We start from the raw sequence: 26,807 nt of genomic DNA, 5'->3' as shown, positions 1-26,807 counted from the left end.
CTGTTCCGCTTCGAGTTTCCGGAGCGGCCGGGCGCGCTCATGCGCTTCCTCTCGTCGATGGCGCCGAACTGGAATATCAGCCTCTTTCACTACCGCAACCAGGGCGCGGACTATAGCTCGATTCTGGTGGGCATTCAGGTGCCCGCAGCGGAAGACGCCGAGTTCCGCCGCTTCCTCGCCACGCTCGGTTATCCGCACTGGGAAGAGACGAGCAATCCGGCGTATCGGTTGTTCCTCGCGTAACGGGCGGCCATATTGTCCGTGTCGCTCTCCGACAAGCTCGTCGTCGCCATTTCGTCGCGCGCCCTCTTCGACTTCGAAGAGGAAAACCGCATCTACGAAACCGGCGAGCTGCAAGCCTACGAAGCGCTTCAGCGCGAACGCCTGAACGTGCCCGCGCGGCCGGGCGTGGCGTTCGCGCTGATCCGCAAGCTGCTTGCACTCAACAACGGCGCGCATCACGTGGAAGTGGTAATTCTCTCGCGCAGCGATCCCATCAGCGGCCTGCGCGCGTTCAACTCGTGCCGCGAGCACGGGCTCGACATCCAGCGCGGCGTGTTCACGCGCGGGAGCGAGCCCTGGCATTACCTCAAGCCGCTCAACGCTTCGCTGTTCCTTTCCGCGAACCCGGCCGATGTGAAGAGCGCGCTCGACGCCGGTTTCCCCGCCGCGCGCGTCTTCCCGCGCCTTGACCAAAATTCGGCGACAATGGCGGAACGCAACGCGCACGAGATTCGTATCGCGTTCGACGGCGATGCGGTGCTGTTTTCCGACGAAGCCGAGCAGATCTTCCAGCGCGAAGGCCTTTCCGCCTTCGTGAGCCACGAGCGCGACAACCGCGAACTGCCGCTCGCGCACGGGCCGCTCCAACCGCTGCTCGCCGCGCTCAACCGCCTGCAAAAGCTCGCCGACGCGAACGCGCAAATGCACATTCGCACCGCCCTCGTCACCGCGCGCTCCGCGCCGGCGCACGAGCGCGCAATCCGTACGCTGATGGCCTGGAACATCGAAATCGACGAAGCGATGTTCCTTGGCGGACTCGACAAAGGCCCGTTCCTGCGCGAGTTCGAACCCGATTTTTTCTTCGACGACCAGATCCGCCACTGCGAATCCGCGCGCTCGGTCACGGCCACCGGGCATGTGGCCAGTGGCGTGACCAATCTCGCAACCGAAGCCAAAGCATCATGACTCCCGACCAATCCCCGCTCGGCAAGCCCGCCGCCTACACCGAACAGTACGACGCCTCGCTGCTGTTCCCGATTCCGCGCGCCGGCGCGCGCGAGCAGATCGGCATTGGCGCGCAACTGCCGTTCTTCGGCACCGATATCTGGAACGCCTACGAGCTCTCGTGGCTCAACGCGCGCGGCAAGCCGCAGATCGCGATCGCGACGTTCTTCATTCCCGCCGACTCGCCCAACATCATCGAATCGAAGTCGTTCAAGCTCTATCTGGGCTCGTTCGCGCAAACGCCGTTCGAATCCGCCGACGCGGTGCGCGACACCATCCGGCGCGATGTGACGGCCGCGTGCGGCGCATCGGTTTCGGTGCGGCTGGAGCAGCCGGGCGCGTTCGGCAAGATCCCGTTCGAGGAGTTCGACGGGCTTTCGCTCGATCGCCTCGATCTCGACACGGAGATCTATCACCCCGAGCCGACGCTCCTGAAGGCGGCGCTGGACGAAGCGCCTGTGGAAGAAACGCTGGTCTCGAACCTGCTCAAGTCGAATTGCCCGGTCACGGGCCAACCCGACTGGGGCAGCGTGCAGATCCATTACGTCGGGCCGCAGATCGATCAGGCGGGCCTCTTGCGCTACATCATTTCGTACCGCAATCACACGGGCTTTCACGAACAGTGCGCCGAGCGCATCTTCATGGACATCCTGCGCGAGTGCAAACCGGACCGGCTCGCCGTCTACGCGCGCTACACGCGGCGCGGCGGCCTCGACATCAATCCGTTTCGCACCAACTTCAACATGCCGATGCCGGATAACGCGCGGCTTGCGCGCCAGTAAGCGTCACCTCGCACGCCGTTGAAAGCAGAACGCGCCGCAAAAGCGGCGCGTTTTTCATTGGCGCTTCAGTTGGCTTCAGTGCGCCTCAATGCGGCAGTTCGGCCGCCCCCATGCGCCGCGCGATGACGGCTGTGCGCTGCGCGAGATACGGCGAGTTGCGATGCTCGTCGAAATACTTGGGACGCGGCAGCATCACCGCGAGCCGCGCGGACTGCCAGGGCGTGAGCTTCGCGGCCGTGGTGCGGTAGTAATAGCGCGCGGCGGCCTGCGCGCCGTACACGCCGTTGCCCCACTCCACCGAATTCAGATAGATCTCGAAGATGCGCTCCTTGTCGAGCAGCGCCTCCAGCATCCACGTGATGATGAGCTCCTGGCCCTTGCGGATATAGCTCTGTTCGCGCGAGAGGAACAGATTGCGCGCGAGCTGCTGCGAGATGGTCGAGCCGCCGGCCACGATATGGCCGCGCTTCTTGTTCTTCTCCCACGCTTGCAGGATGGCGTCGGTTTCGTAGCCGTTGTTATTGGCGAAGTTCGCGTCCTCCGACGCGATGATCGCGCGCTTCAGGTTGCGCGAAATCTGGTCGTACGGCACCCACTGGTGCTGGATCGAGAGATCGGGGCGGTCGGCGGAAAGGCGCGCGGCGTCGGTGCGCATGAACGCCGTGGTTTGCGGATCGACGAAATTCCAGAGCGCGATTTGCGCAGCGTAGAAGAGTTGCGTGGCGATCCACGCAACCGCGAACACCGCGACCACCCAGGCAAGCCAGCGCAGCGCGCCTGGCCGCTCGTCGCGAAGTGCGTGGCGGCTGCCGCTGCTCGCCGCCGCCACGGATTTCGCTCCAGGGGCCTCCCTGCGCATGGCGTCGTCTCCTCGGGATCGAGAGGCGCCGGTCGCTTACGCGGCCTGCGCGGCGAGCTGCTCGCGCAGCGCCGCCAGCACCGGCGCGCCCTCGGGACGCACGCCGCGCCACACGAAGAACGACTCGGCGGCCTGCTCGACCAGCATGCCGAGACCGTCGGCCGCGCGCGCGCCGAGTGCTTGCGCGTGGCGCATGAACACGGTGGGTTGCGCGCCGTACATCATGTCGTAGGCAAGCGTGCCCGCGCCGAACGCGCGCTCGTCGCACTCGGGCAACGCGGCGTCGAGACTGCCCGCCGTCGCGTTGACGATCACGTCGTAGGGTTTGGCATCGACCGGGTCGAGATAGATTGCATGCGGACCGCCGCCGTTGAGCAAGCACCCGAACTCGCCCGCCGCGCCTTCGAACTGCGCGAGGAGCGCATGCGCCTTGGGCGCCGTGCGGTTCACGATGGTGATCTCGCGCGGACGGCGCTCGAGCATCGGCAGCACGACGCCGCGCGCCGCGCCACCCGCGCCGAGCAGCAGCACGCGCGCGCCTTCGAGCGAAACGCCGAGGTTCACCTCGATATCACGCACGAGGCCGAAGCCGTCGGTGTTGTCGCCGTAGATACCGTCTTCGTCGAAACGCAGCGTGTTCACCGCACCCGCCGCCGCCGCACGCGGCGACAGCTTGTGTGCAAGCGCATGCGCTTCCAGCTTGAACGGCACGGTCACGTTCAGGCCACGGCCGCCTGCGGCGCGAAACGCCTGCACGTGCTCGACGAAGCCGTCGAGCGGCGCGAGCAAGCGGTCGTATTCGACACGCTCGCCGGTTTGCGCCGCGAACTGCGTGTGGATGTACGGCGACTTGCTGTGCGCCACCGGGTTGCCGACCACGGCGTAGCGGTCGGCCTGCTGGCCGGTGCGTGTTTCGCTGGCGCTCATTCGCGCGGCTCCGTTGCGTGCTGTTCGCTCGATTGTTCTTCCGCGGCAGGCGCTTCGCCGGCCTCATCGTCTGCGGCTTCGTCCGCTTCGGCGACGGCTTCCGCTTCGCTTTGTGCGGACTCGTCGGCGGCTTCGATCAGCTCTTCGTCTTCACCCGCGTCCTCTTCGGCTTGCTCGCCGCTCGTCACGACCGGCGCGTCGAGCACGCGCAGCATGCGCACGGAGGCCTCGATGGTCAGCTCGTCGATCGACAGCACGTCCATCATCAGACGCGTGCCGCGCGCGTGCACGCCAAGCGCGGGCACGTGCATGAGCAGCGGCACTTCCTCGAAGCGCACGAGATCGTCCTTCACCACGCTCGCCGGGAATTCACGGCGCGGCTCGCGGCCGTCTTCACCGCGCATTTCCTGCTGGAGCCAGCGCAGGCACCAGAAGTACTCCATGCGGCGCTGGTGGTCGGCGTAAGCCGTGTAGGTTTCGTCGAAGCCCTGCACGACGGCGAAGAGATCGGCGTCCTTGGGCTTGAACGGCGCGACGAGCTTGGCGGCCACGCCATGCTCCACGCACGCGAGCAGCTGCCACTGGTTCACGAGGTCCACGTAGCGGCGCAGCGGCGAGGTGCTCCACGCATATTGCGCGACGCCCAGCCCTTCGTGCGGCGCGGCGTTGGTCTGCATGCGCGTGCGCTTGGGGCCCGTGGGCGCGCCGAACGCGCGCTGCGAGCGATAGATGCCCGGCACGCCATGATCGTGCAGGAAGGCGCCCCACGTGGAGTTCGCGAGAATCGCCAGCTCCGCGACGATCAGGTCGAGAGGCGAGCCACGGCGGCGCGGCGAAATGGTGACATGCTCGCCTTCCACGTAGAAGTTGAAGTCGGTGTTGCGCTGGACTTCGCGGCGCAGGCCGTAGCCCGCGCGCGCCTGCTGGCGCTTCTCGAACAGCGCCTGCGCGAACGGCCACAGCACGGCGATGTCGTCCTTGTGCGCATACTCGCCGGTGCCCGCTGCGAGCGTCTCTTCGGTCACGACTTCGTCGAGCGTGTTGTGGCGCAGGTTGCTCTTCACGAACACGCGCTCGGCGCGCGTTTCGGTCGCGACGATCTCCTGCGTCTCGCGGTTCACGATGCAGTAGAGCGAGAGCGCCGGGCGCAGGCCGCCTTCCTTGAGCGTGAACGCGTCGACGAAATCGTCGGGCAGCATCGTGATCTTGTCGCCGGGCATGTAGACCGTCGAAAGGCGCGTGCGCGCGATCGTGTCGGCCGTGTCGCCGCGCTGGATGCCCAGCGCCGGCGCCGCGATGTGAACGCCGATGCGCACGCGGCCGTCGGCCAGGTGCTCGATCGAGAACGCATCGTCGATTTCGGTCGTGGTGACGTCGTCGATCGAGAACGCCTGCACGTGCTCGGCGGCGTCGGGCAGATCCTCGGGCAGCGTACCCACTTCAACGGGCGGGAAGCCCGTGCCGTGCGGGAAGAAGTCCGCGAGAAACCGCGCTTCGTGCAGCGCGCGCGGCGAAGCGATGCCGCCGCATTCGAGCATGAGGCGCGGCATCGAAATGCCGCGCGCGGCCGCCGCCGCTTCGAGCGCCTTGTATTCGATCGAGTTCTTGTCGGGCTTCGTGAGCAGGCCAAGCGCCTTGCCCTTGAACGCCTCGGGCAGCTTGCCCGCCTTCAGCTCCTCTTCGTAGCCCGCCTGCACGAGCGCCTGCTGACGCTTGCGCTCGAGCGAGGCGAGCGCCATCTTGAGCTGCTCTTCGGGCGCGCGCTGATACTGGCCGCGGCCCTTGCGGCGGAAGTACACGGGCGAACCGTGCAGGCGCAGCACGAGCGCGGCGCGCTCGACGGGGCCGTACGTTTCGCCGAAGTACTCGCTCGCGAGCGCGGTATAGGCGAACTCGTCGGCGGGCGCGCACTCCCACAGGAAATCGAGATCGATCTCCTGGGCGGCGGCGTCCGCCTGTTCCAGCAATTCGCTCGCAGCCGGCTTCTCGAACTCGATCAACACGTCCTTCGCGCGCACCTTCGCGCGCCGGCCGCCCGGCAGCTCGACCTGAAACGCATCGCCCTGGCGCGACAGCACGCTGCCGGCCTTGAAACTGCCCGATTCCTCAAAGAAAACGTTCACTCAATACTCTCGTTCAGACTTGCTTCGACCGCCGGCGCGGCGCGCAGGCGGTGCTGTATACATATAGGCGTTCGCACGCATCAGGGCGCGTCGCAGAAACGGATCACTTCGTCGACGTAATCTGCAAACTCGCTGATGCCATGATCGCTGCCTTCGATCAGGTGTGTGGACACACCCGGATAGTGCGCGAGCATCTCGCGGTAATCGAGCACTTCGTCGCCGGTCGCGGCGATCAGATAGTAGCGCGCGGGCTGCGTCACCGTCGTCACGGCCAGTGCGCGCAATTCTTCCAGATGACGCGGCTCGACGACGATGCTGCCGCCGCCGTGCCAGAGCGGCTGCTCGCCGAGATACTTCGACAGATCGCGCTCGGGCACCACGGCGGGGTTCAGCAGCGCCGCGCGCCAGCCGTGCTTTTGCGCGAGATGCGTGGCGAAGTAACCGCCGAGCGAGCTGCCGATGAGCGTCACGCGCTCGCCGGGCTTCAGGCGCTCGCCAATCTCGGTTTCGGTAAGCGCGATGGCTTCCTGCGGCGAGACCGGCAGCGTCGGGCAAAGCCATTCGCTGCCGCGGCCCAGTTCGGCGAGGCGCGCGGCCAGCAGGCGCGCCTTGAACGACTGCGGCGACGAGCGAAAACCGTGCAGATAGACGATCACGCTGCGCTCCGTGCCGAAAGGGCATCGAGCAGCTTTTGATGCACGCCGCCAAAGCCGCCGTTGCTCATCACGAGCACCTGGTCGCCGGGGCGCACGGCCGCGACGACGGCCTTCACGAGCGCTTCGAGATCGTGAAACGCGCGCGCCTTGTCGCCGAGCGGCGCGATCGCGCCCGCGAGATCCCAACCCAGCGCGTCCTTGCCGCTCGGTGCGCCGTAGCCGAACACGAGGTCGGCGCCGGCGAGACTGGCGGGCAGCTGGGCCTTCATCACGCCGAGCTTCATCGTGTTCGAGCGCGGCTCCAGCACGGCGAGGATGCGGGTGTTTTCGTGACCTACGCGCGTGCGCAATCCGGCGATGGTCGTTTCGATGGCCGTGGGATGGTGCGCGAAGTCGTCGTAGACGGTCACGCCGTCCACGCTGCCGCGCACTTCCATGCGGCGCTTCACGTTGCGGAAGCTGGCGAGCGACTGAGCGGCCTGCGCGGGCGGCACGCCCACGCTGCGCGCGGCGGCGATGGCCGCGAGCGCGTTCAGGCGGTTGTGCTCGCCCTGGATCTGCCAGTCCACCACGCCCACGCGCTCGCTGTTGTGATACACGGCGAAGCGCTCGTCGATCGCCACGCCCTCTTCGGCGGGCAGCGCCTGCCAGCCGCCATCCACGCCGAAGCGCTCGACCTCGCTCCACACGCCGCGCGTGAGCACGCGCTCCAGCGCGTCCGAGCGGCCGTTCGTGACGACGCGGCCCACGCCCGGAATCGTGCGCACGAGGTGATGGAACTGCGTTTCGATCGCGGCGAGATCGGGGAAGATGTCGGCGTGATCGAATTCGAGATTGTTGAGCAGCGCCGTGCGCGGACGGTAATGGACGAACTTCGAGCGCTTGTCGAAGAACGCCGTGTCGTATTCGTCGGCTTCGATCACGAAGAAGCTCGAATCGGTGAGACGCGCCGAGATGCCGAAGTTCAGCGGCACGCCGCCGATCAGGAAGCCGGGGTTCAGGCCCGCGTCTTCGAGCAGCCACGCGAGCATCGAGCTCGTGGTGGTCTTGCCGTGCGTGCCCGCCACCGCGAGCACCCACTTGTCGTGCAGCACGTGCTCGCCGAGCCACTGCGGACCCGACGTATACGGCAGGCCGCGATTGAGGATCTCCTCCATCAGCGGATTGCCGCGCGTGACCACGTTGCCGATCACATAGAGGTCGGGATTGAGATCGACCTGGCTTGCGTCGTAACCCTCGATGAGGCGAATGCCCTGCGCTTCGAGCTGGGTGCTCATCGGCGGATACACGCCCGCGTCGCAGCCGGTCACCGTGTGACCCGCGCTGCGCGCGAGCACGGCGAGTCCGCCCATGAACGTGCCGCAGATGCCGAGGATATGGATGTGCATGAGCCTGTCGCGCCGCGCGGGCGTCGTGAACGGGTTATCGGAATGGGGAAGCCGGGACGGCGGCCTTGTCGCGTGTTGCGAGCGTCCTGCGCCGTCGGAGCAAAGACCGGTATTGTACCCGAGGCCCCGGCCCGGATTGGCTCGCGCCAGGCCCGCACGGCTCCCGACGCGCGCGAAGCGCGCAGCCGGCGACCGCCGGGTACCCAGGGCGATCTCTAGTATCATGGAAGGATGGTTCGCAGATCACATTTCGATCCTCAGCGCGTGCGCGAGGAAATCGCCATCGCCGCAGCAAGGATGATCGCCGAGGACGGCCTCGATTACGCCACCGCCAAACGCAAGGCAGCCCGGCAGGTGGTGGGGGAAACGCGCATCGAAGGCACATGGTTGCCCGATAACGACCAGATCGAGGAAGAGATCCGCGAGTATCAGGCCCTATTTCAGAGCGACAGCCAGCCCGCGGTGCTGCGCCGCCTGCGCGAAATCGCGCTCGAATGGATGCAGCGGCTCGAAGCGTTCAATCCGTTCCTGACCGGCGCGGTGCTCAACGGGACGGCGGGCGAGCACTCCGATATCCATCTGCAAATTTTTTGCGACAACTCGAAGGATGTCGCGATCTGGCTCCTGAATGCGAACGTGCAGTACGACGTATCGGAAACACGCCATTTCGCGGCGCGCGGCCTCGTGGAGACGCTCAGCTTCATGTGGCGCCCCTCGCGTGCCGAGGAGCCGGTGGGCATACACGTTGCGCTCTACAATACGGACGACTTGCGCGGCGCCGTGCGCGCCGACGGACGCGGGAGGCTCCCACGCGCCAATGCGCAGGCTCTCCAGGCGCTGATCGAGAAGACCGGCGCCACTTCTTCCACAACCTGAAAACGGCAGCGATGAATACGAAGCGGATTCTGGCCGGCGTGGCAGTGGCGGCGATCGCCGCGGGCGGCGGCATACTGGCCGGGCACTGGGCAACCAGCGGAAGCGCCGGCGTGGCCGACGCGGCCTCGGTGAGCGGCAAGCAGAACGCGGTCGGCCAGCTCTGGTCGGCGGCGGTCACGAACCCTGAGGGCAAGCCCCAATCGCTCGCCATCTACAAGGGCCGGCCGATCGTGGTCAACTTTTGGGCCTCCTGGTGCGGCCCGTGCGTGGAAGAAATGCCGGAGTTGTCCGCGCTTCAGCGCGAGTACGCCAAAAAGGGCATTCAGTTCGTCGGCGTGGGCGTCGACTCCACCGCGAACATCAAGAATTTCCTGAAGAAAGTCCCCGTCGACTATCCGATCTATATCGCCGGTTTTGGCGGCGCGGACGTCGCGCGCGCGTTCGGCAACACCGCGGGCGGCTTGCCTTACACCGTCATAATCGACGCGAACGGCGCCGTTCGTGCGACAAAATTAGGACAAATCAAGCCCGACGAGCTGCGACGCACGCTGGACGCGCTTTGACGCAGGGGAACCGCGGTGGAACTTTTGACCCGAGCTTAAGCGCCGTAAGGCACTTTTTGCCGTGAGAATTACGTCTTTTGACTGAAGATCGGACCAGACCCGCGCTGCGAGGCGTAGTCGGGGCCATATCGCCTTATCGGAAAACTAGACAAATTTCTCTAATCGGCGCTAAAGTTCGCGCAACTCCACGGAAAAAGAAGCGACCATGACGCGACTGCTGGTTCTGCACGGCCCCAACCTCAATCTTCTCGGCACCCGGGAACCGGAGGTGTATGGGCGCGTGACGCTGCCGCAGATCGATCAGGCGCTATCGGACCGTGCGGCGGACGCCGGCGTGGAGCTCGCAACGTTCCAGAGCAACCACGAAGGCGCGCTGGTCGACCGCATTCAGGCGGCCCGCACCGAGCAAACCGACTTCATTCTGATCAACCCGGCCGCGTACACGCACACGAGCGTCGCGATCCGGGACGCGCTGGCAGGCGTCGGCATTCCGTTCGTCGAGATTCACCTGTCGAACGTGCATCGCCGTGAGTCCTTCCGGCACCATTCGTATTTTTCCGACCAGGCCGAAGGCGTGATCTGCGGCCTCGGCTGGAAGGGTTATCTCTACGCGCTCGAATACGCGCTCGACCGGCTCGCTGCCCGGTCGGCCGCCTGATTCCGGCGCGGGATGACCGTCAACGCCTAGACAATACCCAACCCGTGCCGGGGACGCGTGCGTCCCGGCACCTCACGTATTCAAAGCATAAGGGGCTGCACCATGGATCTACGTAAGCTGAAGACTCTGATCGACCTCGTCTCCGAATCGGGCATCTCGGAGCTCGAAGTGACCGAGGGTGAAGGCAAGGTGCGCATCGTCAAGAACGCGCCGCCCGTTTACGTGCAGCCGGGCCCCGCGCAATACGCAGCGCCAATGGCCGGTGCCCCGCTCGCCGCGCCCGCCCATGTCGGCGAAGCCGCCGCAGCGGCCCCTGCCGCGCCCGCCGCGCCGCAAGGCCACGTCGTGACCTCGCCGATGGTGGGCACGTTCTACCGCGCGCCGTCGCCGGGCGCCGATCCGTTCGTCCAGGTTGGCGACACGGTCAAGGAAGGCCAGACGCTGTGCATCATCGAAGCGATGAAGCTCCTGAACGAGATCGAGTCGGACGTCGCCGGCGTGGTCAAGGAAGTCCTCGTCGAGAACGGTCAGGCGGTCGAATACGGCCAGCCGCTCTACGTGATCGCCTAAGCTTTTCTGCGCGCGGCGGCGGCCTTTCTTTTACCAGGCCGTGCCGCGTTTGTCGCGTTTGTAGCGTTTGGCGCCCCATGCTGGCGACGCACGCGACCGATCCTCTGAGGTGTCCGCACAAGCAACTAGCGGCGCCCTTTGATGAGTCGAATACCCACCATGTTTGAAAAAATCCTCATTGCCAATCGTGGCGAAATCGCGCTCCGCATCCAGCGCGCGTGCCGCGAACTCGGCGTCAAGACGGTCGTCGTCTATTCGGAAGCCGACAAGGAAGCCAAGTACGTGAAGCTCGCCGACGAGGCGGTCTGCATCGGCCCGGCGCCTTCGAACCTGAGCTATCTGAATATGCCGGCGCTCATCAGCGCGGCCGAAGTCACCGACGCCGAAGCGATCCACCCAGGCTACGGCTTCCTCTCCGAGAACGCCGACTTCGCTGAGCGCGTCGAGCAGTCGGGCTTCACGTTCATTGGCCCGCGCCCGGAAACGATCCGCATGATGGGCGACAAGGTCACGGCGAAGCAGACCATGATCAAGACCGGCGTGCCCTGCGTGCCGGGCTCGGAAGGCGCACTGCCCGACGATCCGAAAGAAATCGTGAAGATCGCGCGCGCGATCGGCTACCCCGTCATCATCAAGGCCTCGGGTGGCGGCGGCGGTCGCGGCATGCGCGTCGTGCACACGGAAGCGGCGCTCGTGAACGCGGTCAACATGACCAAGGAAGAAGCGGGCCGCGCGTTCGGCAACCCGCAGGTCTACATGGAGAAGTACCTCGAGAATCCGCGTCACATCGAGATTCAGGTGCTCTCCGACTCGTTCAAGAACGCCGTGTGGCTCGGCGAGCGCGACTGCTCCATGCAGCGCCGCCACCAGAAGGTGATCGAGGAAGCGCCGGCGCCGGGCATCGCGCGCCGCCTGCTCGACCGCATCGGCGACCGTTGCGCCGACGCGTGCAAGAAGATGGGCTACCTCGGCGCGGGCACGTTCGAGTTCCTGTACGAAAACGGCGAGTTCTACTTCATCGAAATGAACACGCGCGTGCAGGTCGAACACCCGGTCACCGAACTGATCACGGGCATCGACATCGTGCAGGAGCAGATCCGCATCGCCGCGGGCGAAAAGCTCTCGTTCCGCCAGCGCGACATCCAGTTGAAGGGCCACGCGATCGAGTGCCGTATCAACGCGGAAGATCCGTTCAAGTTCACGCCGTCGCCGGGCCGCCTCACGTCGTGGCACATGCCGGGTGGTCCTGGCGTGCGCGTCGACTCGCATGCCTACAATGGCTATTTCGTGCCGCCGAACTATGATTCGATGATCGGCAAGCTGATCACCTACGGCGCCACGCGCGAGCAGGCCATTCAGCGCATGCGCATCGCGCTCTCGGAAATGGTGGTTGAAGGCATCTCGACCAACATCCCGCTGCACCGCGAGCTGATGCTCGACGCGAAGTTCGTCGAGGGCGGCACGAGCATTCACTACCTCGAAAGCCGCCTGGCCGAACGTCAGGCAGTGAAGAAGGACGAAGCGTAATTCATGAGCTACCGGGAACTGATCGTCGAGCTGGACCGCAATCGCGCCGAGGCTCTCTCCGACGCGCTGATCGAGCTCGGCGCCCTTTCGGTGTCGGTGGAGGACGCCGACGCCGACACGCCCGACGAGCAACCGCTCTTCGGCGAACCGGGCCTCACGCCCGAGCGCACCGCGTGGCAGCATTCGCGCGTGATTGCGCTGATCGGCGCCGATCAGGATCCCGCCGTGCTGCTCGCGGCCGCTTCGAACGAACTGGCCCTGCCCGAGACGCCGAAGTATTCGCTGCGCGAAGTCGAGGAGCAGGACTGGGTACGCTTGACGCAATCGCAGTTCGACCCGATCCAGATCGGCGAGCGCATCTGGGTCGTGCCTTCGTGGCACGACGCCCCCGACCCGAGCGCGCTCGTGCTCGAACTCGACCCCGGTCTTGCATTCGGCACGGGCAGCCATCCCACCACGCGTTTGTGCATGGAGTGGCTAGAACAGCACGTCAAGCCGGGCAATTCGTTGCTCGACTACGGCTGCGGCTCGGGCATTCTCGCGATTCTTGCGAAGAAGTGCGGTGCGAATCCCGTGATCGGCATCGACATCGATCCGCAGGCCGTCGAATCGGCGCGTCACAACAGTGAGCGCAATCACGCGGAGGTCACCTATGGCCTGCCCGACGATTGCCCCGCCGGCGAGTTCGACATCGTCGTCGCCAACATTCTTTCGAATCCGCTCAAGCTGATGGCTTCGATGCTCTCCTCGCGCGTGAAGCCGGGCGGGCGCATCGCGCTCTCGGGCATCCTCGCGCGCCAGGCCGAGGAAGTGGCGCAGGTCTACGCAAGCTGGATCGATATCTCGGTCTGGCGCGAGCACGAAGGCTGGGTCTGCCTCGCAGGCACGCGCCGCGCGTGATGCCGGGCCGGGCCTGATCGTGCCCCAGGCGGGACGACCGAAGTCGTTGACCGCCGTGGATTGCCAGTAGAATGCGGATATCGCCAACCTACCGGTCTATCCAGATCCTCGGCCCACATGCATCTGGCAACGCGCTGTCCCTTCTGTGAAACCGTATTCCGCATCCAGCCCACGCAGCTTGCCGTGCGGCGCGGCCTCGTGCGTTGCGGACATTGCCAGGAAGCGTTCGATGCGTCGGGCAGTCTTTACGAGGTGCCCGAAGGCGCTGACTTCTCGACCGCCGTACCGGTTGCCGCGGAGATCGCGGCCAGCCTGACCGCGCCTGCGGCAGCGGACTTCGGTTCACAATTTGCAGCACAGCCGGACACGCCGCCCGCGGCTGCCGCGCCGCCTCAGGAGCCGCCGCCGGAACTGCGCCCCACGCCCAATTTCGCGAATCGCGCGTGGGACCCGTGGGCACCGCCCGCGAACAGCCAGATCGATCCCCGCCTGAAGTACAGCGCCGACCAACTGCCGGGCGGCGGCCGAGCGCCGGCCGCCACGCCGGGCGTCACACGCGGCGTCGAGTCGCAAATCATCTTCGACGACGAACCGGCGTTCGCGCGCCCGCCGCATGAAGCACCGGGTGCGCCTGCGGTCGCCGTCGATGCAACCGCCAACGCAGCACCGCCGCCCGTGCCACCCGCGCCCCCCGTGACGCCGGCGGCCCCGCAGCAACCCCAGGCCGCCGAGCCCTTCCCGCCCGCCGAACGCTGGACGCGCGTGGAGCCGGATCTCGGCGCGCCCGCTCACACCGAGCCGCACTTTTCGGCCAACGAAGCAACGGCGGCCCGCGCCAGCGACCCGGAACCCACGTTCGGCCAGCCCGCTCGTGAAGCCGCGCCCGAGCCGGCCTTCAGCGCGCTCTCGCCCAACGAAGGCGCCGCGCCGTTCGCCGTCACGCGCGAAGCACCGGCCCGCCCGCGCGGCTCGCGCCGCCCTGGCTGGCGCATTCTCGGCACGCTCCTCGCCATCCTGCTGTTCGCACTGCTCATCGTGCAGCTTGCCTGGTGGCAACGCGAAACGGTGATGGTCTACTGGCCCGACTCGCAGTCGCTCTATCAGCAGGCGTGCGAGCAGATCGGCTGCCGCGTGACGCCGCCGCGCGACATCGACGGCCTGCTCGTCGAGCCATCCGACCTGCGCCAGGTCGACAACGAGCCGCATCATCTCGAACTGAAGGTGCCGCTGCGCAACCGCTTCAACGTGGCGCTCGCCTACCCCGCCATCGAGCTCACGCTGCTCGACCGGCAGAACAACATCGTCGTGCGGCGCGTGATGTGGCCGCAGGACTACGTCACACCCGGCACGCCCATCGAAGCCGGTCTGCCCGCACGCACCACGCAGACGATGATCGTGCGGCTCGACACCGGCGACGTCGTGGCATCGAATTTCCGCATCGAAATTTTCTACCCCTGATTCACCGTCTGTTCGCGGGCGCACCGGCGTGCCCCGCGTGTTTCCCGGCGTCCGGCACGGCCGGTCGCGCCATTCACCACAACATGCATTTCCGGAGAGCACATCATGAGTCAAGTCACGCTAGGCGGTAACCCGATCGACGTCGCCGGCACGTTCCCGAGCGTCGGCCAGAAGGCCCCTGCGTTCTCGCTCGTCGGCAAGGATCTGAAGCCGGTCTCGCTCGCCGACTTCGCCGGCAAGCGCAAGGTGCTGAACATCGTGCCGAGCCTCGACACGCCGGTTTGCGCCACGTCCACGCGCAAGTTCAACGAAGCCGCGGCCAAGCTCGACAACACGGCTGTCGTCGTGATCTCGGGCGACCTGCCGTTCGCCGCCGCGCGCTTTTGCACGACCGAAGGCATCGCGAACGTCACCACGGCCTCGACCTTCCGCGGCCATGACTTCGCCCAGGCGTATGGCGTGGACGTCACGAGCGGCCCGCTCACGGGCCTGACCGCACGCGCGGTCGTCGTGCTCGACGCGAACGACAACGTCGTCTACGCCGAGCGCGTCAGCGAAATCAAGAACGAACCGAACTACGACGCCGCACTCGCCGCGCTGAAGTAATCCGGCAGCGGCGCGCGCCCCGCACCTCCGGGGCCGCCGCGCCGCGCCCTCTCCTACCACGCCCTACAGGAATTTCCGCCTTGGCTACGCTGATCTGCGGCTCGCTCGCCTACGACAACATCATGACCTTCGAAGGTCGCTTCCGCGAGCACATCCTGCCCGAGCAGGTGCACATCCTGAACGTGAGCTTCCTCGTGCCGACGATGCGCCGCGAGTTCGGCGGCTGTGCCGGCAATATCGCGTACGCGCTGCACCTGCTCGGCGGCGACGCGCGCATCATGGCAACGCTCGGCGCGGCCGATGCGCAACCGTACATCGATCGTCTCGACACGCTCGGCCTCAACAAGGCGCACGTGCGCGTGCTGCCCGACACGTGGTCCGCGCAGGCGATGATCACGACCGATCTCGAAAACAACCAGATCACCGCGTTCCACCCGGGCGCGATGATGCAATCGCATTTGAACCGCGCCGACGAAGCGCCGGGCGTGAAGCTCGGCATCGTCGCGCCGGACGGCTTCGACGGCATGGTCCAGCACGTCGAGCAATTCGCGAAGGCCGGCATCCCGTTCGTCTTTGATCCGGGTCAGGGTCTGCCGCTCTTCGACGGTGCGTCGCTGCGCCGCGCGATTGAACTTGCGACCTACGTTGCGGTCAACGATTACGAAGCCAACCTTGTGAGCCATCGTACGGGCTGGTCGTTCGAAGAAATTGCCAGCCATGTCGACGCGCTGATCATCACGCGCGGCGAGCACGGCTCGCAGATCTTCCACGGCGGCAAGATCGAGGAGATTCCTCCGGTCAAGGCCGCTCAGGTGCTCGACCCGACCGGCTGCGGCGACGCGTTCCGCGGCGGCCTGCTCTACGGCATCGAGAACGGCCTCGACTGGGCGACCACGGGGCGTCTCGCCAGCCTGATGGGCGCGCTCAAGATCGAACAGCAAGGACCGCAGAACTACGCGCCCACGCGGGCGCAGATCAACGAAAGGTTCAAGGAGGCATTCGGTTACGAATTGCCGGCCTGAACGCGGGAGCCGCACACGAGCGGCGCCCATTGGAGCTACGGGAATGAAAATAACAAGTCGTCTGATTGTTGCAGCCGCGATCGCGGGGTCGCTCGCCATGTCGGGCTGTGCCTATAACAGCAGTTCCGCCGATGTGTACACGGCCTCGCAGGCGCAGCGCGAGCAAACCGTGCGCATGGGCACCGTCGAAAGCGTGCGCGCGGTGAAGATCAGCTCGAACAACGGCCAGCCTAGCGGTCTGGGCGCCATCGGCGGCGGCGCGCTCGGCGCCGTGGCCGGCAGTTCGATCGGCGGCGGCACGGGCTCGATCGTCACCGGCATCATCGGCGGCATCGCGGGCGCCGTGGCGGGCAACGCGGTAGAAAACGGCGTGGCCATGCGCGACGGCCTCGAAGTCACCGTGCGCCTCGACAACGGCGACTATCGCGCCATCACGCAAACGGCGACCGGCGAAGTCTTCAACGCCGGCGACCGCGTGCGGCTGCTCTCCAGCGGCGGCGTCACGCGCGTCACGCACTAAAGCTTTCCCCTGTACCGCAGCGGCGCCTGGCGCCGGATGCGGAACCTCAGGCGCATGTGCTCCCCTGTGCATGCGCCTTTTTTCATGCCCGCGCGCTACGGCACACTCGTCGCGCCAACTCGTACGAAGTCCGGACGAAAAAAATCCCGTCGCGGGAAACCCGGCGACGGGATCGGGATCGAGCCTGGCACTCTATGCCGCCCGGCTCGGTCAACGAAGCTCGCCGGCAGACTGGCCGGCGCGCTTCGTCTCGCACTGCTTACGGACGGCTGCCGGTCGGGAACGGCCATGCTGCGGCCGGGTTCAGGGCAGTCTTGACCGTTGCTGCGGGCGCGGACGGTTGCGCAGCAGGGGCAGCAGGTGCGGCAGGGGCAGCCTTCGCAGGTGCCTTCTTGGCAGCCTTCTTCGCAGCAGCCTTCTTCGCAGGCGCAGCCTTCTTGGCAGCGGCCTTCTTCGCAGGCGCCTTCTTGGCAACCTTCTTCGCTGCGACCTTCTTCGCCGCTGCCTTCTTCGCCGGTGCTGCCTTCTTCGCAGCAACCTTCTTCACGGCGACTTTCTTGGCTGCAACCTTCTTCGCTGCGACCTTCTTCGCCGGTGCTGCCTTCTTCGCAGCAACCTTCTTCACAGCGACTTTCTTCGCTGCGACCTTCTTGGCGGCGACCTTCTTCGCTGCGACCTTCTTCGCCGGTGCTGCCTTCTTCGCAGCAACCTTCTTCACGGCGACTTTCTTGGCTGCAACCTTCTTGACCGCGACCTTCTTCGCTGCGACCTTCTTGGCCGGCGCTGCCTTCTTCGCTGCAACCTTCTTCACAGCAGCCTTCTTCGCCGCCGGTTTTTTCTTGGCAGTTACCATTTTTTTCTCCTTCAGGTTCAGATGAGAGTCAGTTCAAACTACACCCTTCGTCAAAACCCGCTTCCCGCGAGCGCTTCTCACGGCGCACACTGCGAAGCGGGCTATTCATCGGCGTACGCTGGTCCCGCGCGCTTACGCTAATGAATGCGGTAAGGCGCGCCGTGTCACGAGACACAGCGCGCCGAGTCATTCCGGCGTCGGCTACCGACACCGGGCAACGTTCGTTGAAGACGCTGGTCGCATCACTCGCGTAGCCAGCGCCCTTTTCCGGGGGGAAGTTTGCCCATCCCACTGAAGGGTTCGCAAAGTGCCTTGCACGTATGTGAGCCACCTGGGCTCCGGGCACGCTTTGCATCAGGCGTTCCTGCTCCTAATCATCATGCCGGTCGAGGCGGCTCGCGCGCCGCCTCCGGCAACCCCTAAAAGATGGCACCAAGGTGCGCCCGGGTTATTCCCAGGACAGCGCACCGCCCGTCTGATATTCGATCACGCGCGTCTCGAAGAAGTTGCGTTCCTTCTTCAAGTCGATCATCTCGCTCATCCACGGGAACGGATTCTCTTCGTTCGGGAACAGCTGGTCGAGACCGATCTGCTGGCAACGGCGGTTGCAGATGAAGCGCAGATAGCTCTTGAACATCGATGCGTTCAGACCCAGCACGCCGCGCGGCATGGTGTCTTCAGCATAGCGGTACTCGAGTTCGACCGCTTGCTTGAACAGATCGGTGATCTCCGCACGGAACGCCGGGGTCCACAATTGCGGGTTCTCGAGCTTGATCTGGTTGATGAGGTCGATGCCGAAGTTGCAGTGCATCGACTCGTCGCGCAGGATGTACTGATACTGCTCCGCGGCGCCGGTCATCTTGTTCTGGCGACCGAGCGCGAGAATTTGCGTGAAGCCCACATAGAAGAACAGGCCTTCCATGATGCAGGCGAACACGATGAGCGACCTGAGCAGCGTCTGGTCGGCTTCGAGCGTGCCGGTCTTGAACGACGGATCAGTCAGCGTCTGGATGAACGGGATCAGGAACTCGTCCTTGTCGCGGATCGACTTGACCTCGTGGTACGCGTTGAAGATCTCGCTTTCGTCCAGGCCCAGCGACTCGACGATGTACTGGTATGCGTGCGTGTGGATCGCCTCTTCGAACGCCTGGCGCAGCAGGAACTGGCGGCATTCGGGCGCCGTGATGTGCCGGTAGGTTCCGAGCACGATGTTGTTCGCGGCGAGCGAGTCGGCGGTCACGAAGAAGCCGAGGTTGCGCTTGACGATGCGGCGCTCGTCCTCGGTCAGACCGTTCGGGTCCTTCCACAGGGCGATGTCGCGGGACATGTTGACTTCCTGCGGCATCCAGTGGTTCGCGCAACCCGCGAGGTACTTCTCCCAGGCCCACTTGTACTTGAACGGCACCAACTGGTTCACGTCGGTCTGGCCGTTGATGATGCGCTTGTCGGCGACATTCACGCGCGCTTCGGTCGAGACCGGCGCTTGCGGCGGCGGTGCGACGGCGAAGTCGCTGGCGAAGATGTTGGTCGCCGATGAAGCCTGAGGAGCGGAACGCAGACCAAACTGCACCTCGGCAGCCTGGACAGCCTGACCCGCGGGGTTGCGCAACGCGTTTTGCTGCGCACCGCTCGACGGAGTTACGGCCGTGATCTCGTCATCCCAGTTGAGCATAAATGTCACCATCAATTTAGATCGGTTTGTACCATCTTTTCGTGAGCGATAAAAGGGTTCGCACACGAAAAATCCTGTTTTCGATTCGCGTTGCGACCTCGATACAACACTTTGTTATCGCATCGTGTCGATTGCATCGCGCAAGCACTGCGTAGAGAGCACTGATTCGTCGTGCTCACATCGCGCGTGCGATGCGCTTCGAAGGTCATCGCGACATCGAGAGCGTGTGTGAAAGACAGCGTGCGCCGCGCGCTTTTCGCTCGCGCCGCGAGTGCGTTTTCACTCGCCGCTCACTGCTTGCCGCGCGCTGCGCTTTTCGCTCGCGCGGCCTGAGTTGGGTCCCTGCGCGAAACTCCAGGGATTCCTTCCTGTTGTCTCTTTCGCGTCGTGCAACGCGCGTGAAGCGCGTTGCCGGGAGAGACGGCGCGCATTGCGCGCGCCTCATTCGTTGTTACATCTCTTCTACTGTTTACTACTGATGCGCTACTGATGCGCTACCGATGCTTCGGTCCTCGCATGATGCGAGCGGCGTTGCACCGCACGCATCATGCGCAGCCCGCTTTACTGGCAAGCCTCGCACTCTTCGAAGCCGGCATCGCCCGGACGCATCATGCACACCGGACCTTCCGCTTCCGGTGCGGCTTCCACCTCGGCTTGCGCTGCGGCCTGCATCGTGGTCGAGCCTGCTGCACCGCCGAATGCGCCACCCGATGCACCACCGAATGCGCCGCCGGCATTGCCGCCGCCGTCACCACCCGTCGGCACGGCGTTGAGCGCGCCGTGCGCGACCGTCGACTTCTCGACGTGCGTGGCCGCCATCGTGCGCAGGTAGTACGTGGTCTTCAGGCCGCGCACCCATGCGAGCTTGTAGATCTCGTCGAGCTTCTTGCCCGATGCGCCCGCCATGAAGATGTTCAGCGACTGCGCCTGGTCGATCCACTTCTGGCGACGCGACGCCGCTTCGACGAGCCACGTCGGGTCCACTTCGAACGCCGTTGCATACACAGCGCGCAGATCGGCCGGCACGCGGTCGATGCGCGAGAGCATGCCGTCGAAGTACTTGAGGTCGGCGACCATGACTTCGTCCCACAGGCCGCGTGCCTTCAGGTCACGCACGAGGTAGTCGTTCACCACCGTGAATTCGCCCGAGAGGTTCGACTTCACGTACAGGTTCTGGAACGTCGGCTCGATGCAAGGCGACACGCCGATGATGTTCGAGATGGTCGCGGTCGGTGCGATTGCGATGCAGTTCGAGTTGCGCATGCCGTGTGCCGCGATGCGCTCGCGCAGCGACGTCCAGTCCATCGACTCGCTCGAGTCGACTTCGACGTAGCCGCCACGCGCTTCGGCGAGCAGCTTGAGCGTGTCCTGCGGGAGGATGCCGCGATCCCACAGCGAGCCGCGGTAGGTCGAGTAGCGGCCGCGCTCGGCTGCCAGCTCCATCGACGCCCAGTACGCGTAGTAGCAGACGGCTTCCATCGAGCGGTCGGCGAACTCCACGGCTTCTTGCGAAGCAAACGGCGTGCGCAGAACGTGCAGGCAGTCCTGGAAGCCCATGATGCCCATGCCCACCGGACGGTGCTTCAGGTTCGAGTTGCGCGCCTTCGACACCGCGTAGTAGTTGATGTCGATGACGTTGTCGAGCATGCGCATCGCCACGCTGATGGTGCGCTTGAGCTTCTCGTGGTCGAGAGCGAACGTGCCGTCGGCCTGTTCGACCATGTGCGCGACCAGGTTCACCGAACCCAGGTTACATACGGCGATTTCGCTGTCGCTCGTGTTCAGCGTGATTTCCGTGCACAGGTTCGACGAGTGGACCACGCCCACGTGCTGCTGCGGCGAACGGATGTTGCACGGATCCTTGAACGTGATCCACGGATGGCCGGTCTCGAACAGCATGCCGAGCATCTTGCGCCACAGTTGCGCGGCCGGCAGCTTCTTGAACAGCTTGATCTCGCCGCGCGCGACTTTCTCTTCGTAAGCCGTGTAAGCCTGTTCGAACTCGGCGCCGAACTTGTCGTGCAGGTCCGGGCAGGTCGAGGGCGAGAAGAGCGTCCAGTCGCCGCCTTCCATCACGCGCTTCATGAACAGGTCGGGAATCCAGTTCGCCGTGTTCATGTCGTGGGTGCGGCGGCGGTCATCGCCCGTGTTCTTGCGCAGCTCGAGGAATTCTTCGATGTCGAGGTGCCACGATTCCAGGTAGGCGCACACCGCGCCCTTGCGCTTGCCGCCCTGGTTCACGGCCACTGCCGTGTCGTTCACCACCTTCAGGAAGGGAACCACGCCTTGCGACTTGCCGTTGGTGCCCTTGATGTGCGAGCCGAGCGCGCGCACGCGCGTCCAGTCGTTGCCGAGACCACCGGCAAACTTCGAGAGCAGCGCGTTGTCCTTGAGCGCTTCGTAGATGCCGTCGAGGTCGTCAGCAACCGTCGTCAGGTAGCACGACGAGAGCTGCGAGCGGTGCGTGCCCGAGTTGAACAGCGTGGGCGTGGACGACATGAAGTCGAACGACGAGAGCACGTTGTAGAACTCGATCGCGCGCGCTTCACGGTCGATCTCGTTGAGCGAGAGGCCCATCGCGACGCGCATGAAGAATGCCTGCGGCATTTCGATGCGCGTGCCGTGCACGTGCAGGAAGTAGCGGTCGTACAGCGTTTGCAGGCCGAGGTAGCCGAATTGCAGATCGCGGTTCGAGTCGAGCGCGTTACCGAGGCGCTTCAGGTCGAACTGCTGGAGCTTGTCGTCGAGCAGGCCCGCTTCGACGCCGCGCTTGATGAACTGCGGGAAGTAGTCCGCATAACGCATGCCCATTTCGGCTTGCGTGACTTCATCTTCGAGAATTTCGCGACGGATCGTGTGCAGCAGGATGCGAGCCGTGACCTGGCTGTATGCCGGGTCCTTTTCGATCATCGTGCGAGCCGCGAGGATGGCCGAGTCGTAGACCTGGGTCATCGGCACGCCGTCGTACAGGTTCTTCACCGTTTCCGCGACGATCGGGTCGGCGTTGACCGCGTCGCCGAGACCGTCGCAAGCCGAGACGATCAGTGCGCGCAGCGCCTGCATGTCGAGCGGACGCGTCACGCCGTTGTCGGTGACGTTGATGCCGGGCGCGGCGGGCGCTGCCGTTTCCGGCGCGTGCGCGCGCTCCTGGTTGCGCTTCTCGCGATACAGCACGTAGGCGCGCGCGACGTTGTGCTCGCCGCCGCGCATCAGCGCGAGTTCGACCTGATCCTGGATGTCTTCGATATGGAACGTGCCGCCGTTCGGACGGCTGCGCACGAGCGCGCGCACGACGTTCTGCGTGAGCTGCTCGACGAGCTCGCGCACGCGCGCCGAAGCCGCGCCCTGGCCGCCGTTCACGGCGAGAAATGCCTTCGTCATCGCGATCGCGACTTTCGAAGGTTCGAACGACACCACGCTACCGTTGCGGCGAATCACCTTGTGGTCGGCGAACTGCTGCGCGCTCGTCTGGCCGTCCTGCGGCTGGCCACCCAGCGTGTGCGCGCCAGGCGCGCCTTCATACCGGGTCGAGACGTTATCGGTCGTTTGCATGTGCAAAGCTCCTGTGGTCCTGGAAAGGTGCGAAGAGTTTTCGCGGATTAGTACGGACGCCGCGCCTGTCGTGCCCCCGTGTGCACGCACAAATCGACATATCAGCGGGCGGAGAGAAAAGACCAGCCTGGCGAGGCTGCCGGATGCGACAAGGCAGATGACACACGAACGGCTGCGGTCTTCATCGTGGATGTCGCGATCATTGGCTGTACCTTCTCTCTCGATTACAGCCGGTGCGCCGGACTTCCTGGCCGGGCGGCACCGTACAAAGTTTCTTTTTTTCCTATGCCGGTAACGCGCGCGGCGCCATGCTCGTGGAGCGGGGCGCCGCGGTACAACACAACATATGGTGTGAAGCCTTGTTTCGAGTACAAAGTATAGTGGAAGATGCGGGGCGGTCAAACGCCTTTTTTTACTGGTCCTATCTTGACAAGACGGTAAGCCAAGCGGCGCGGGCGTTGCCGCCGGATGGCGCTTCCAGTGGTCTGCGAGGCGCGCGTGAACACCCCGCTTGCGAGCGCGGGATGTGCTTGTTTCCTGGGCAGCCGGTGCGCGTTCAACGGCGAATCGAGCGCGTCACGACGCCGCGTCCTGCGCGTCGCGCCCCTGGATATAGGGGAAGCTCGCGTTCGCGAGCTGCGTATCGTGTTGCAGACGCGCCCAGTCGAAATGCGGGCCGGGGTCGGTCTTGCGGCCAGGGGCGATGTCCGAATGGCCCGCCAGCGCCTCGATCGGATAGCGCGCGACGAGCGCCTTCACGAGCGCCGCGAGCGTGACGTACTGCGCCGCTTCGAAGGCCGTCGTGTCGCTGCCTTCCAGTTCGATGCCGATGGCGAAATCGTTGCAGCGCTCGCGCCCGAAGAAGCTCGACGCGCCCGCGTGCCACGCCCGCTCGTCGCACGAGACGAACTGCTCCAGCGCCCCGTCGCGATGAATCACGAAATGCGCCGAGACGCGCACGCCGCGCAGATGCGCATCGAAATACGGATGCGCGTCGCAGTCGAGTCGATTGAGGAAGAGATCGGCGATCTCGGGGCCGCCGAACACGTTGGGCGGCAGGCTGATGTTGTGCACGACGATGAGCGTCGGCACCGCGCCTTGCGGGCGCGCTTCGAAGTTCGGCGAAGGCAGATGACGTGCGCCGGGCACCCAGCCCCGCGCATCGACCTCACAGGCCGGCGATGCAGGTGAAGCAGCGCTCATCGTGCGGGGCGGTCCTGCGCCGTCGTGCGCGCGTCGTAAGCGCGTGCGTGCTCGGCGCTACAGAACGAGCGCGCACCCACCGTCACCGACTCGCTGCGCGGCGCATGCACGCCGCACTCGGCGCAGCGCACCATCGGCTCGGGCAACGCGCCCTTGCCTGCCGCGCTCGCGCCGCCGTTGGCGCCACGCGCGGCACCCTGCCCCGGCGCGCCCTGCCCCGGTTGAGCGCCGGGACGCGTTTGCGTCTGCGCACGGCGCAGCGCCTTGACGAACCACTGTCCGACGACGAACAGCAGCACGAGGAGAAGTATCTGTCTCATCGGAACACGCGACTCACACGACTCAAACCACGGGGCGGTGCAGCAGCACCTCGAAAACGAAACGGCTGCCCACATAGGCGAGCAGCAACGCGACGAACGACGCGATCACCCAGCGCAGCGCGGCGCGGCCGCGCCAGCCGGAGATCTTGCGCGCGGTGAGCAGCGCGCCGAACATGAGCCACGAAAGAATCGCGAACACAGTCTTGTGATCGAGCGAGAGCGGCCGGTCGATCAACTGCTCGCTAAAGAGGATGCCGGAGACGAGCGTGGCCGTGAGCAGCACGAAGCCCGCGCCGATCAGACGGAACAGCAGCTTTTCCATCGTGAGCAGCGGCGGCAGCGTCTCGATCCAGTTCGACAGCCAGCCTCCGCCGCGATGGTTCGCATTGCGCTGGAAGCCGGCGCCTTTGAGCGCATGCAGGCGGCGCTCGACGGCGAGCATGAGCACCGCGTGCAGCGCGGCGATCGCAAAGAGCCCGTAGGCGACGTTCGCGATGACGAAATGCAGCTTGAACATCGGCGCGGCTGCATACGGCAGCACGCGCACGCCGCCGAACACGAGCGGCAGGATCGACGCGAGCGCGGCCAGGGGCAGCAGCAACAGACGCAAGCCGTCGAGGGAGAAGAAAAAGCTCTCGATCCAGTAGATGCCCGCGCCGAGCCAGAACATGGCCGACAACGCGAACGCGAAGCCGAACACCATTTCGTTGGCCGGGAAAATCGTCATGTGCAGCAACACGCCGTGCGCGGCGAGCGCGACGAACAGCAGCGAGCGCGAAAGCGGGCCGAAGGTGCGCGTGCGCAGGGCGGCGTCGCCCGCGCCGACCGTCACCGGCACAGGCGGCACGCTGCCGAGCAGCGGCGCGGCGCCGGCGCGGCGCAGCGCGCGCCAGTCGGCGGCGCACAATCCGCCGTACAGGAGCACGGTGAGGGCATACAGTACAATATCCATGTTCGAAGTTTACTATAGGCCCCCTGGCCGCGCGGGATCGCGACGCAATGCTGCGCCTTCCTGTTTCGCGTGCGCGGGCCGGGCCGCACTGCTCACCGCCTCCCCATGCTCGATAATCTCACTCAACGGATGGCGCGCGTCGTCAAGACGCTGCGCGGCGAAGCCCGGCTGACCGAAGCCAATACCCAGGAAATGCTCCGAGAGGTGCGTCTCGCGCTGCTCGAAGCCGACGTGGCGCTGCCCGTCGTGCGCGAATTCATCGCCAAGGTGAAGGAAAAGGCGCTCGGCGAGGAAGTGATCGCCAGCCTCTCGCCCGGCCAGGCGCTCGTCGGCGTGGTGCAGCGCGAGCTGACCGCCGTGATCGGCGGCGACTACGAAGGCAAGGCCGCCGAGCTCGATCTCGCCGTCACGCCGCCCGCGGTCATCCTGATGGCGGGTCTGCAAGGCGCGGGTAAAACCACCACCACTGGCAAGCTCGCCAAGCTCCTGCGCGAGAAATACAAGAAGAAGGTCCTCACCGTTTCGTGTGACGTCTACCGCCCCGCCGCTATCGCGCAGCTGAAGACGGTGACGGAACAGGTCGGCGCCGACTTCTTCCCCTCGCAGCCCGACCAGAAGCCGGTCGAGATCGCCGCCGCGGCCGTGGACTGGGCCAAGCGCCACTACCACGACGTGCTGCTCGTCGACACGGCCGGCCGCCTCGGTATCGACGAGGCGATGATGAACGAGATCACCGCGCTGCACGCCACGCTCAAACCCGCCGAAACGCTGTTCGTGGTCGACGCGATGCTCGGCCAGGACGCGGTCAACACGGCCAAGGCGTTCAACGACGCCCTGCCGCTCACCGGCGTCGTGCTCACCAAGCTCGACGGCGATTCGCGCGGCGGCGCGGCGCTCTCCGTGCGCCACATCACGGGCAAGCCGATCAAGTTCGTCGGCGTCGCGGAAAAGCTCGACGGCCTCGAGGTGTTCTACCCCGAGCGCATGGCCAACCGTATTCTCGGCATGGGCGACATTCTCGCGCTCGTCGAGGAAGCGCAGCGCGGCGTGGACGTTCAGGCCGCGCAAAAGCTCGCCGACAAGGTCAAGAAAGGCGGCGACTTCGACCTCAACGATTTCCGCGCGCAACTGTCGCAGATGAAGAAAATGGGCGGCCTGTCGTCGCTCATGGACAAGCTGCCCGCGCAGTTCCAGCAAGCCGCCTCGGGCGCCGACATGGGCCAGGCCGAAAAGCAGATGCGCCGCATGGAAGGCATCATCAACTCGATGACGGCCCAGGAGCGCGCCAAGCCCGATCTCATCAAGGCCACGCGCAAGCGCCGCATCGCGGCGGGCGCGGGCGTGCAGGTGCAGGAGGTCAACCGCCTGCTGAACCAGTACGACCAGATGCGCACCATGATGAAGAAGCTGAAGGGCGGCAACCTGCAAAAGATGATGCGCGGCATGAAGGGCATGATGCCCGGCATGCGCTAACGCACCTTGCGGGCCGCGTGTCGCGTCATGCGCACCCGGCCCCACACGACGCGGCGCGTGATGGAACAAACGCGCGGGTATATGCTGTAGCGCGCGCCGCCGTTATTTTCCACACTTCAA

At 65.5% G+C, this 26,807-nt stretch carries 25 protein-coding genes and 1 pseudogene; 14 read left to right on the top strand and 12 right to left on the bottom strand.

What is annotated here, in order from left to right; genetic code table 11:
* The 3 genes and pseudogenes from C7402_RS42385 to queF form a co-directional block, all read left to right on the top strand.
* Positions 1 to 243, top strand: a pseudogene (locus tag C7402_RS42385) (threonine ammonia-lyase, biosynthetic); the annotation flags it as partial.
* Positions 244 to 255: 12 nt separating this feature from the next.
* Positions 256 to 1,188 (top strand): 5'-nucleotidase, encoded by a 933-nt coding sequence (locus C7402_RS42380; protein ID WP_116614800.1) that lies wholly within the window; start codon positions 256 to 258, stop codon positions 1,186 to 1,188.
* Entirely contained in the window at positions 1,185 to 2,009 is an 825-nt protein-coding gene (queF, locus tag C7402_RS42375) for an NADPH-dependent 7-cyano-7-deazaguanine reductase QueF (protein ID WP_112177480.1), read from the top strand. The genes C7402_RS42380 and queF overlap by 4 nt, the downstream gene beginning before the upstream one ends.
* Before the next feature lie 85 nt (positions 2,010 to 2,094).
* Here queF and mtgA read toward each other — a convergent pair whose 3' ends face one another.
* The 5 genes from mtgA to mpl all read right to left on the bottom strand — a co-directional run bounded on the left by mtgA (position 2,095) and on the right by mpl (position 8,112).
* Positions 2,095 to 2,868 carry a monofunctional biosynthetic peptidoglycan transglycosylase gene (gene mtgA, locus C7402_RS42370; protein ID WP_116614799.1) on the bottom strand — a complete coding sequence of 258 codons (774 nt, stop codon included), beginning with the start codon at positions 2,866 to 2,868 and terminating at the stop codon, positions 2,095 to 2,097.
* 36 nt (positions 2,869 to 2,904) lie between these two features.
* Positions 2,905 to 3,795 (bottom strand): shikimate dehydrogenase, encoded by an 891-nt coding sequence (gene aroE, locus C7402_RS42365; RefSeq protein ID WP_112177482.1) that lies wholly within the window; start codon positions 3,793 to 3,795, stop codon positions 2,905 to 2,907.
* Complete coding sequence (locus tag C7402_RS42360; RefSeq protein ID WP_112177483.1) at positions 3,792 to 5,918, bottom strand: ribonuclease catalytic domain-containing protein; 2,127 nt, start codon at positions 5,916 to 5,918, stop codon at positions 3,792 to 3,794. Before C7402_RS42360 ends, aroE begins: the two co-directional genes overlap by 4 nt.
* 80 nt (positions 5,919 to 5,998) lie before the next feature.
* Positions 5,999 to 6,574 (bottom strand): YqiA/YcfP family alpha/beta fold hydrolase, encoded by a 576-nt coding sequence (locus tag C7402_RS42355; RefSeq protein ID WP_116614798.1) that lies wholly within the window; start codon positions 6,572 to 6,574, stop codon positions 5,999 to 6,001.
* Positions 6,571 to 8,112 (bottom strand): UDP-N-acetylmuramate:L-alanyl-gamma-D-glutamyl-meso-diaminopimelate ligase, encoded by a 1,542-nt coding sequence (mpl, locus tag C7402_RS42350; RefSeq protein ID WP_425273824.1) that lies wholly within the window; start codon positions 8,110 to 8,112, stop codon positions 6,571 to 6,573. The genes C7402_RS42355 and mpl overlap by 4 nt, the downstream gene beginning before the upstream one ends.
* Positions 8,113 to 8,193: 81 nt before the next feature.
* Here mpl and C7402_RS42345 point away from each other — a divergent pair, with 81 nt between their 5' ends.
* From C7402_RS42345 to C7402_RS42300, 10 genes are all read left to right on the top strand, one after another.
* Positions 8,194 to 8,838, top strand: coding sequence for a UDP-N-acetylmuramate--alanine ligase (locus C7402_RS42345; RefSeq protein WP_112177486.1), 645 nt, complete (start codon positions 8,194 to 8,196; stop codon positions 8,836 to 8,838).
* A gap of 11 nt (positions 8,839 to 8,849) precedes the next feature.
* Positions 8,850 to 9,401, top strand: coding sequence for a TlpA family protein disulfide reductase (locus tag C7402_RS42340; protein WP_116614796.1), 552 nt, complete (start codon positions 8,850 to 8,852; stop codon positions 9,399 to 9,401).
* 205 nt (positions 9,402 to 9,606) lie between these two features.
* Positions 9,607 to 10,059 (top strand): type II 3-dehydroquinate dehydratase, encoded by a 453-nt coding sequence (gene aroQ / locus C7402_RS42335; RefSeq protein WP_112177488.1) that lies wholly within the window; start codon positions 9,607 to 9,609, stop codon positions 10,057 to 10,059.
* Positions 10,060 to 10,161: 102 nt separating this feature from the next.
* Positions 10,162 to 10,629, top strand: coding sequence for an acetyl-CoA carboxylase biotin carboxyl carrier protein (accB, locus tag C7402_RS42330; RefSeq protein WP_116614795.1), 468 nt, complete (start codon positions 10,162 to 10,164; stop codon positions 10,627 to 10,629).
* A 159-nt stretch (positions 10,630 to 10,788) separates the two neighbouring features.
* Positions 10,789 to 12,156 (top strand): acetyl-CoA carboxylase biotin carboxylase subunit, encoded by a 1,368-nt coding sequence (gene accC, locus C7402_RS42325; RefSeq protein ID WP_116614794.1) that lies wholly within the window; start codon positions 10,789 to 10,791, stop codon positions 12,154 to 12,156.
* A 3-nt stretch (positions 12,157 to 12,159) separates the two neighbouring features.
* A complete protein-coding gene (gene prmA, locus C7402_RS42320) occupies positions 12,160 to 13,056 on the top strand; it encodes a 50S ribosomal protein L11 methyltransferase (protein ID WP_112177490.1) in 897 nt (298 codons plus the stop codon).
* 117 nt (positions 13,057 to 13,173) lie between these two features.
* On the top strand, positions 13,174 to 14,514 hold the full coding sequence (locus tag C7402_RS42315) for a zinc-ribbon and DUF3426 domain-containing protein (protein WP_116614793.1): 1,341 nt from the start codon (positions 13,174 to 13,176) through the stop codon (positions 14,512 to 14,514).
* A 105-nt stretch (positions 14,515 to 14,619) separates the two neighbouring features.
* Complete coding sequence (gene tpx / locus C7402_RS42310) at positions 14,620 to 15,120, top strand: thiol peroxidase (protein WP_112177492.1); 501 nt, start codon at positions 14,620 to 14,622, stop codon at positions 15,118 to 15,120.
* Positions 15,121 to 15,200: 80 nt separating this feature from the next.
* Complete coding sequence (locus C7402_RS42305; RefSeq protein WP_112177493.1) at positions 15,201 to 16,142, top strand: carbohydrate kinase family protein; 942 nt, start codon at positions 15,201 to 15,203, stop codon at positions 16,140 to 16,142.
* Positions 16,143 to 16,185: 43 nt separating this feature from the next.
* Positions 16,186 to 16,662 carry an outer membrane lipoprotein gene (locus C7402_RS42300; RefSeq protein WP_112177494.1) on the top strand — a complete coding sequence of 159 codons (477 nt, stop codon included), beginning with the start codon at positions 16,186 to 16,188 and terminating at the stop codon, positions 16,660 to 16,662.
* Between the two features lie 259 nt (positions 16,663 to 16,921).
* Here the strand turns inward: C7402_RS42300 and C7402_RS42295 are convergent, their stop codons facing one another.
* The 7 genes from C7402_RS42295 to C7402_RS42265 all read right to left on the bottom strand — a co-directional run bounded on the left by C7402_RS42295 (position 16,922) and on the right by C7402_RS42265 (position 25,214).
* Positions 16,922 to 17,515 (bottom strand): histone H1-like DNA-binding protein, encoded by a 594-nt coding sequence (locus C7402_RS42295; protein WP_112177495.1) that lies wholly within the window; start codon positions 17,513 to 17,515, stop codon positions 16,922 to 16,924.
* A 28-nt stretch (positions 17,516 to 17,543) separates the two neighbouring features.
* Complete coding sequence (locus C7402_RS47910; protein ID WP_112177496.1) at positions 17,544 to 17,870, bottom strand: hypothetical protein; 327 nt, start codon at positions 17,868 to 17,870, stop codon at positions 17,544 to 17,546.
* Positions 17,871 to 17,963: 93 nt separating this feature from the next.
* Positions 17,964 to 19,187, bottom strand: a complete 1,224-nt coding sequence (locus C7402_RS42285) for a ribonucleotide-diphosphate reductase subunit beta (protein WP_112177544.1) — start codon at positions 19,185 to 19,187, stop codon at positions 17,964 to 17,966.
* Between the two features lie 561 nt (positions 19,188 to 19,748).
* Positions 19,749 to 22,739 carry a ribonucleoside-diphosphate reductase subunit alpha gene (locus tag C7402_RS42280; protein ID WP_116614792.1) on the bottom strand — a complete coding sequence of 997 codons (2,991 nt, stop codon included), beginning with the start codon at positions 22,737 to 22,739 and terminating at the stop codon, positions 19,749 to 19,751.
* Between the two features lie 576 nt (positions 22,740 to 23,315).
* Positions 23,316 to 23,942, bottom strand: a complete 627-nt coding sequence (gene ampD / locus C7402_RS42275) for a 1,6-anhydro-N-acetylmuramyl-L-alanine amidase AmpD (protein ID WP_116614791.1) — start codon at positions 23,940 to 23,942, stop codon at positions 23,316 to 23,318.
* Positions 23,939 to 24,262 (bottom strand): PP0621 family protein, encoded by a 324-nt coding sequence (locus C7402_RS42270; protein ID WP_112177499.1) that lies wholly within the window; start codon positions 24,260 to 24,262, stop codon positions 23,939 to 23,941. The genes ampD and C7402_RS42270 overlap by 4 nt, the downstream gene beginning before the upstream one ends.
* Before the next feature lie 22 nt (positions 24,263 to 24,284).
* Positions 24,285 to 25,214 carry a cytochrome C assembly family protein gene (locus C7402_RS42265; protein ID WP_116614790.1) on the bottom strand — a complete coding sequence of 310 codons (930 nt, stop codon included), beginning with the start codon at positions 25,212 to 25,214 and terminating at the stop codon, positions 24,285 to 24,287.
* Between the two features lie 105 nt (positions 25,215 to 25,319).
* Here C7402_RS42265 and ffh point away from each other — a divergent pair, with 105 nt between their 5' ends.
* On the top strand, positions 25,320 to 26,687 hold the full coding sequence (ffh, locus tag C7402_RS42260) for a signal recognition particle protein (RefSeq protein ID WP_112177501.1): 1,368 nt from the start codon (positions 25,320 to 25,322) through the stop codon (positions 26,685 to 26,687).
* The last annotated feature ends 120 nt before the right edge of the window (positions 26,688 to 26,807 follow it).

Source organism: Paraburkholderia unamae (genome assembly GCF_003096875.1).
Taxonomy (GTDB): Bacteria; Pseudomonadota; Gammaproteobacteria; order Burkholderiales; family Burkholderiaceae; genus Paraburkholderia; species Paraburkholderia unamae.
This window is presented reverse-complemented; position numbering and strand designations above follow the sequence as displayed.

Excerpts from the sequence above, each read along its gene's own strand:
- queF (WP_112177480.1), top strand. The coding sequence starts at position 1,185 with ATGACTCCCGACCAATCCCCGCTCGGCAAGCCCGCCGCCTACACCGAA.
- mtgA (WP_116614799.1), bottom strand. The coding sequence starts at position 2,868 with ATGCGCAGGGAGGCCCCTGGAGCGAAATCCGTGGCGGCGGCGAGCAGC.
- aroE (WP_112177482.1), bottom strand. The coding sequence starts at position 3,795 with ATGAGCGCCAGCGAAACACGCACCGGCCAGCAGGCCGACCGCTACGCC.
- C7402_RS42345 (WP_112177486.1), top strand. The coding sequence starts at position 8,194 with ATGGTTCGCAGATCACATTTCGATCCTCAGCGCGTGCGCGAGGAAATC.
- C7402_RS42340 (WP_116614796.1), top strand. The coding sequence starts at position 8,850 with ATGAATACGAAGCGGATTCTGGCCGGCGTGGCAGTGGCGGCGATCGCC.
- aroQ (WP_112177488.1), top strand. The coding sequence starts at position 9,607 with ATGACGCGACTGCTGGTTCTGCACGGCCCCAACCTCAATCTTCTCGGC.
- accB (WP_116614795.1), top strand. The coding sequence starts at position 10,162 with ATGGATCTACGTAAGCTGAAGACTCTGATCGACCTCGTCTCCGAATCG.
- accC (WP_116614794.1), top strand. The coding sequence starts at position 10,789 with ATGTTTGAAAAAATCCTCATTGCCAATCGTGGCGAAATCGCGCTCCGC.
- prmA (WP_112177490.1), top strand. The coding sequence starts at position 12,160 with ATGAGCTACCGGGAACTGATCGTCGAGCTGGACCGCAATCGCGCCGAG.
- C7402_RS42315 (WP_116614793.1), top strand. The coding sequence starts at position 13,174 with ATGCATCTGGCAACGCGCTGTCCCTTCTGTGAAACCGTATTCCGCATC.
- tpx (WP_112177492.1), top strand. The coding sequence starts at position 14,620 with ATGAGTCAAGTCACGCTAGGCGGTAACCCGATCGACGTCGCCGGCACG.
- C7402_RS42300 (WP_112177494.1), top strand. The coding sequence starts at position 16,186 with ATGAAAATAACAAGTCGTCTGATTGTTGCAGCCGCGATCGCGGGGTCG.
- C7402_RS42295 (WP_112177495.1), bottom strand. The coding sequence starts at position 17,515 with ATGGTAACTGCCAAGAAAAAACCGGCGGCGAAGAAGGCTGCTGTGAAG.
- C7402_RS47910 (WP_112177496.1), bottom strand. The coding sequence starts at position 17,870 with ATGCAAAGCGTGCCCGGAGCCCAGGTGGCTCACATACGTGCAAGGCAC.
- C7402_RS42285 (WP_112177544.1), bottom strand. The coding sequence starts at position 19,187 with ATGCTCAACTGGGATGACGAGATCACGGCCGTAACTCCGTCGAGCGGT.
- C7402_RS42280 (WP_116614792.1), bottom strand. The coding sequence starts at position 22,739 with ATGCAAACGACCGATAACGTCTCGACCCGGTATGAAGGCGCGCCTGGC.
- ampD (WP_116614791.1), bottom strand. The coding sequence starts at position 23,942 with ATGAGCGCTGCTTCACCTGCATCGCCGGCCTGTGAGGTCGATGCGCGG.
- C7402_RS42270 (WP_112177499.1), bottom strand. The coding sequence starts at position 24,262 with ATGAGACAGATACTTCTCCTCGTGCTGCTGTTCGTCGTCGGACAGTGG.
- C7402_RS42265 (WP_116614790.1), bottom strand. The coding sequence starts at position 25,214 with ATGGATATTGTACTGTATGCCCTCACCGTGCTCCTGTACGGCGGATTG.
- ffh (WP_112177501.1), top strand. The coding sequence starts at position 25,320 with ATGCTCGATAATCTCACTCAACGGATGGCGCGCGTCGTCAAGACGCTG.